Origin of the sequence: Nocardia xishanensis NBRC 101358 (assembly GCF_001613365.1) — a bacterium.
Classification (GTDB): Bacteria; Actinomycetota; Actinomycetes; order Mycobacteriales; family Mycobacteriaceae; genus Nocardia; species Nocardia xishanensis.
The window spans coordinates 40,956-47,246 of the sequence record NZ_BDCF01000060.1; the positions used below are offsets into that span (position 1 = coordinate 40,956).

5 protein-coding genes are annotated in these 6,291 nt (G+C 69.9%); 2 read left to right on the top strand and 3 right to left on the bottom strand.

Going from position 1 to position 6,291, the window contains the following annotated elements:
- Nucleotides 1–196: 196 nt before the first annotated feature.
- Both NX1_RS30975 and NX1_RS30980 read right to left on the bottom strand, forming a co-directional pair.
- Nucleotides 197–799: an Rv1733c family protein gene (locus NX1_RS30975; protein WP_068067306.1), complete on the bottom strand. Its 603-nt coding sequence runs from the start codon at nucleotides 797–799 to the stop codon at nucleotides 197–199.
- A complete protein-coding gene (locus NX1_RS30980; protein ID WP_068067309.1) occupies nucleotides 796–1,443 on the bottom strand; it encodes a TetR/AcrR family transcriptional regulator in 648 nt (215 codons plus the stop codon). Before NX1_RS30980 ends, NX1_RS30975 begins: the two co-directional genes overlap by 4 nt.
- Nucleotides 1,444–1,906: 463 nt before the next feature.
- Between NX1_RS30980 and NX1_RS30985 the strand changes: the two genes are divergently transcribed.
- Entirely contained in the window at nucleotides 1,907–4,012 is a 2,106-nt protein-coding gene (locus NX1_RS30985; RefSeq protein WP_068067312.1) for an AMP-binding protein, read from the top strand.
- A 288-nt stretch (nucleotides 4,013–4,300) separates the two neighbouring features.
- Here NX1_RS30985 and NX1_RS30990 read toward each other — a convergent pair whose 3' ends face one another.
- Nucleotides 4,301–5,245, bottom strand: coding sequence for a Sco1979 family transcriptional regulator (locus NX1_RS30990; protein ID WP_084501881.1), 945 nt, complete (start codon nucleotides 5,243–5,245; stop codon nucleotides 4,301–4,303).
- A gap of 315 nt (nucleotides 5,246–5,560) precedes the next feature.
- On the opposite strand from NX1_RS30990, the gene NX1_RS30995 reads away from it, so the two are divergent.
- The coding region (locus NX1_RS30995) for a hypothetical protein (RefSeq protein WP_218024208.1) at nucleotides 5,561–6,291 on the top strand (731 nt) is incomplete at its 3' end.

Consider the following 6,291-nt stretch of genomic DNA (forward strand, 5'->3'; position numbering starts at 1 on the left):
CCATCGCCTAACCTCGGATTCGTGTCCGGCCCTCGTTCGCCGCGCAGCGGCCGGACACAGTGGCGTGCCTGCCGTGGTTTGTTCCCTACCCTTACCCGGCGGGCACGCCGCACTTCCCGGGGCCGAGCGTCACACTCGGCGAATCCCGTCGCCACCACCGAATTCACGTCACGCGACGGGAACGCACACCGGAACCTCAGACCGCGCCGCGGCCGCCCCAGGTGAGTCCCACTGTCGCCCATTCGGTTTCCCACCGGCGCGCGCGCCTGCGATCAAGGCTCACGCTCAGCAGGTAGTACCCGGTCGCGAAGCACATCAGCACCGCGCAGGACACCGCGCCCGACACCAGCACCGCGCGGCTCAGCGCCCTGGTCTCCGACGGCGGCTCCACCACGCGGCCGCCCTTGTCGAGCCAGACGCTCACGGTGGCACCGGGTTTCACCATCGTGCTGGAACGGTAGTCCTCGACGTGGGTTGCGCCCTGGCCGTCCACCCAGGACACCCGCGCCGGCGTGATCGGCGCGTACAGCGGCGCCTTGCCCACCTCGACCACGGTGGCGTCGACGCGGTGCAGTTCGGCGACGCGGCTTTCGGTGGCACGGGTTTCGGTCTCGTAGACGCGGCCGCCGAGCACCATCGCCACCACCGGGACGACGACGAGGAACAGCAGCGTCAGCAGCAGGCCGACGCCGGATTGCAGCCGGTCCTCGCGGCGGCGCATCGGATTGCGGTCCAATCCCATCCTCCGGCAGGTCCGGCGCACGATGCCCGCCGATCCGACCGGACGCTCCCTGGTCATGACGCTGACTCCTCGTACTGGATATCGGTGGCCAACCCGGCGAGGGTGTCGAAGAAGCCTTCGATGAGGTCGGGCAGGCCGTCCGGGTCGACACCCGCGGCCCAGGTCTGCAGCGCGGCGACGATGAGCCCGGAGCAGGCCGCAACGACCGTCGCCGGGCGCAGATCCTCCGCCGGGTCGACGCCGAGACGGGCGGCCAGGATTCGCACCGACTCGCGTTGCCCCTCGTTGCGGATGCGTTGATAGCCGGCCAGCAGGGCCGGTTCGTCGTCGAAGCGCTGGAACAGGGCCCACCGCCGGGTCAGCAGCCCGGCCCGCGCCCCCGCGTATTCGGCGGTCAGCCAGTCGTGCACCGCGTTGCGATAAGCCAGCAGCGGCGGCTCGTGGGCGGGCCTGCACGCCAGCGCTTCGTTCAGTAGGTGCATGTCCTGGTCGATGTCGCCGAGAATGGCCGCCTCGATGGACGAGAAGTGACGGCTGAAAGTGCGCCGGGTGACGCCGGCCCGCTCGGCGATGTCCTCCACGCCGACCGCGGCCAGGCCGCGCTCGGTCAGCAGGTCGAACGCGGCCCGCGACAGCGCTTCGCGGCTGCGGCGCGTGCGCAGCCTGCGGCCGTCCAGGTCGACGTCGTCGTCGGTGCCCATGAATCCATCCTATCAATATTGTCCCGTTGGGACATTAGTTTCCCCCTGGATCGCGAACCCGAACCTCATGCCCGAGCACTACCCGCCTACAGCCGCCCGGAACCGGCTCTCGCCCGACGCAAGGGCGCCCGGCGTTCGCTTCACCGCGGCCGAGGCAGGGCGCGAACACGGGGCGACCGGAGAAACGACCGCGATAGACGTCGCCCGGTTATGAGTTCTCACAAAGCTCTCCAAAGAAGCCCGGAAATCGACTACGTGTGCATCTCCGGAATTGCCGTCTCAGAAAGTCGGCGAGCCGCGTCGAGTTGTGTCCTACCACAGCTGGATTCACCCCGGAATAGGCGTGAAAACAGTTGCCTACCAGGCCAGAAGCCGGACTCTTGACCAAGATTGCGGCGGGAGCTACAAATGAAATCTCCGCCGACCCGAGCTGTTCGAACCGGCCGACGAGAATTGCAAGCCAGTGGTTACCGATGTCATCGATGTGACCGCGGAATTTCCGATCCCCCGCCAGGCGGTGTGGGATCTGCTCCGCGAGCCGCAGACCTATCCCCGCGTTTTTCCCGGAATCGGCGCGTGCGAACCGCTGGAGGCCGCGGGCGGACATCAGATGCTGCGCTTCCGGGTCGGCACCGCCCGGGTCGGCGTCCGCACCCAAGTGATCCAGCTGCGCATCGGGCGCTGGTACGAAAGCCTCGAGCTGGTCAGCCCGACGCTGGGCAGCTTCGCCTCGATCCGGCTGCGCGGCACCGAGGAACGCACCCGCATCTCGGTCACCTTCTTCGGCCCCGGCCGCATCCATCCGTCCGTCGAGGCGGCCGGCAACGGCGCGATCATCGCCTGGACCGAGCGCGGTCTGCGCCGGATCGCCGATCTGGTGCGCGGCGCGGCGACCTCGGTCGTCGTCAACGGCGAGAACTCTCCCGTCCGCCGCCGCGCCGAGGTGGCCAGGCAGATGATGGCCACCGGCGTGCTGCGCGCCCACCGGCCCGACCTCGGCCTCAAACAGCTGCGCAGGCTCTCGGAATGGGGATTCAACCTGGCGGGCGGCTACGCCGCGGCGGCCGCGTTCGCACCGGAGCGCGCGGCTCTGATCGACGCGCACAGCGCACGCACCTTCGATGAGATGCACGAGCGCACCAACGCCATCGCGGGCGCCATGGCCGCGCTCGGGCTGCGGGCAGGTGACGCCATCGGCCTGCTCGCGCGCAATCACGGCGGCATGGTGGAAACCATGGTCGCCGCGGGCAAGCTCGGCGTGGACGTCGCCCTGCTCAACACCGGCCTGCCCGCTCGGCGGATCGAGGAGGTGGTGCAGCGCGACAAGCTCACCGCGCTGTTCGTGGACGGCGAATTCGACCACCTGGTGCAGTATCTGCACGCCGATCTGCCGCGCTACGCGACCGACCGGACCAAGCCGGCGCCGGGGCGGACGACCCTCGACGACCTCGCGGCCATGGGGCAGAACAGCTTTCGCAAGCCATCGCACCCTGGCAAGCTCATCGTGCTGACCTCGGGGACCTCCGGCACCCCGAAGGGCGCGCGCCGCCCGCACGCCAAGGGCTTCAGCACCATCGCCGCGCTACTGTCGCGCATTCCGCTGCGGATGGACGAGACGATGCTCATCCCCGCGCCGCTGTTCCACACGTGGGGGCTGGCCGCGCTGCAGTTGAGCACCGCGCTGCGCTCGACCGTGGTGCTTCCCGCGCACTTCGACGCCGAGGACTGCCTGCGCCTGATCGCCGAACACCGGGTGAGCACGTTCATCGCTGTGCCGATCATGGTGCACCGCATCCTGGAGCTGCCCGCGCACGTGCGCGCCCGCTACGACACCTCCAGCCTGCGGGTGGTCGCCAGCTGCGGCGCGCCGCTCGCGGCCAGCACCGTGCTGGACTTCATGGACGTCTACGGTGACGTCCTCTACAACGTCTACGGCTCCACCGAGGTGTCCTGGGCGACCATCGCCGATCCCACCGATCTACGCACCGCGCCGACCACCGCGGGCAAGCCGCCGCTGGGCACCAAGGTGGCGGTGCTCGGCCCCGACCGCAAGCCGCTGCCCGTCGGCGCGACGGGGCACATCTTCGTGAGCAACCACATGCTCTTCGACGGCTATGTCAACGCCGCCCCGCCGGACGAGGCCGACGGCATGCTCGACACCGGCGACCTCGGTTTCCTCGATGCCACGGGCCGGCTGTTCATCGCGGGCCGCGACGACGAGATGATCATCTCCGGCGGCGAGAACGTCTTCCCGCGTCCGGTCGAGGAGGCGCTGGCCTATCTGCCGCAGGTCCGCGAGGTGGCGGTGGTCGGCGTCCCCGATCGCGAGTACGGCCAGCGCCTGGCCGCCTTCGTGGTGAAACGCGAAGGGGCGGGGCTGGATTCGGACATGGTCCGGAACTACATCCGTAATCGGCTCAGCCGCTTCTCGGTGCCGCGCGACGTGACCTTCCTCAACGCGCTCCCCCGCGGCGAGACAGGCAAGATCCTCAAGCGCCTGCTCACCGGCGGCGCCGAGGACGCGGCACAGCATCCGATCATCGGGACGATCGCGCCCGGCTCGTTCTGACCGGCTTCGCCGCCGCGACGTTGTGAGAATTCAACGCGGCGCGCGGCCGCGGCTGGGCATGTCCCAGATTCCGCTCGCCGACCTGCCTGCGCCCTCCGCCCGTGCCTATGCTCGCCGGGACGGCTCCGGCGCAGGCCGACCCGCAGCGGCCTGCCGCGCGACGAATTCCGGAGCCGCTGTGGCAGGCCGTCCCGGTCGGCGCGACATCGCTCCCAACACCGTCGCACCGCCTCCGGGGCGGTCTGCTCGTCTCGCGCTCGGCCGGGCCGCACCCGCGCGGCGGTCCGGCTACCCCGCTCCGGTCGGCTGGTCCACCGTCGGCGGTTGACGGTCGCGCAGCGCCTCCAGCAAACCGCGCGTGTACTGGGGCGGCGCGGCGTGCACGGAGAGCAGGTTGGCGACGGCGCGATAGGCGGCAAGGTCGGATTCCTTGTCCAGGTAGAGCGCGCCGGTCAGTTGCTGGAGATAGACGATGTCGGGCAGGTCGGCTTCGGTGAAGCGCAGCATGGTGAACGCGCCGTCGGCCAGCGCGGGTCCGCCGACGTGGTCGGCGAGCACCTGCAGGGTGACGTTCGGCTGCTCGGCCGCGGCGAGCAACCGGTCGAGCTGGTCGAGCCAGACCGCGGAACCGCCGATGCGCCTGCGCAATGCCGCCTCCTCCACGATCAACCAGATGCGCGGCGGCTCGGGCTTGGTGAGGATGTGCTGGCGGCGCATCCGCAACGCCACTCTGCGTTCGATCGCGGCGAACGACTCGTTCGGGTGCGCCAGCGACAGCAGGGCCCGCGCGTAGTCGGCGGTCTGGAACAGTTCGGGTACCGCCCTCGGCTCGTAGCAGCGGATCAACCTGGCCGCCTGCTCGAGACCGAGGTAGGTGTCGAACCATTTGGGCAGCCAGTCGTTGTCACGGTGCCACCAGCCCGATGCGTTCGCCTGGCGGGCGAGCGTGAGGAATTCCTCGAGTTCGGTCGGATCGGCAACCCCGTAGAGCGACAGCAGATCCACCAGGTCCCGTTCGCGAAATCCGGTGCGGCCCAGCTCCAAGCGGCTGATCTTGGAGTGCGAGCCGCGGATCGCCTCGCCCGCGTCCTCGCGTGAGATGCCCGCGGCCTCGCGTAATCGCCGCAATCGACCGCCGAGCAGCATCCGCAACACGGTCGGGCCGTCGCCGACCCCGGGAAGCTTTCCGGGAAAAGGAGATTCGGTCGTATGTCGCACTTCCGGAGCACGCATTCACCGAGTTTGCCATGATTCCCTCCCGACTCTCCAGGGCATAGGCTGGTGTCGTGCGTAATACATGCGCAGCTGTCTGTGCATGCCGACGGTCGAGGCGCGCGCGGCAACGTCGTCGCGGGCCGCGGCAACCTCGGCGGGACGTGCACCGCCCGGACCCGCACAACGCACTCGGACCGGGCTCGGCATCCGGCGAGCTAACGTTTTCGCGGATTCCACCGCTATATCGAGTAAGCACCGGACAGGTCTCGGGCCCATCGGCGCACGGGCCCGCGACGAATTGATTAGGAGAGTCGCGTAGGCAGAGGTGATCGCATGGCAACCGTGGGCGTTTCAGCGGACCGAAGGACGGTCCGCGGAGTACTGCTCTTGCATCCGACGGCGGACGAACCGGCGTCGGCCCGGCTCGACGAGGTGGAACAGGAGATCGGCGCGGCCACCGCGGCCGAGACGATCCCCGAGGTCCTCGAAGCGCTGGCCGACCGGACGCTCTCGCTCATCGAGAACATCGCGCTGACGTACCGGACGGTCGACGAGCGACGCGCGATCGTCACCCAGCTGGCCACCGGCCGGTGGCGGACGTCCTCGCTGGTCTCGGTGCGCGCGGCGCTGCTCGCCTTCGTCCGCGATGTACCGAGTCTCGACCGATTCGAGACCATTCTGGTGCTCGAGGTCGCCGACCGTGATATGACCTTCATCCTCACCGACGCCGGGCGTTCCAGGATTCTCGGCTCCGGCACGTGGCGCGCCGGAACAGAGCCCGCCACCGAGGCGTACGACCGCGTACGCCCCACTCTGCTGGCCCAGGGGCTGACGGTGGACGGCGTGGCGCTGTGCGGCGGGCCCGTCACGCTGGAACTGCTCGGCGACTGCGAGCGCGCCTTCGGCGTTCCGGCGGTGATCGTCGACGATCCGCGGGCCGCGGCCGCGCTCGGCGCCGCCCGCATCGCGGCCGCCCAGCTGCCGGAGGACGCGGGCCACGACTACGACCCGAGCGGCGCGACGGCGATCGCCGCGGAGCGGCGGCGAGCCGGTGTCCTGCTCCC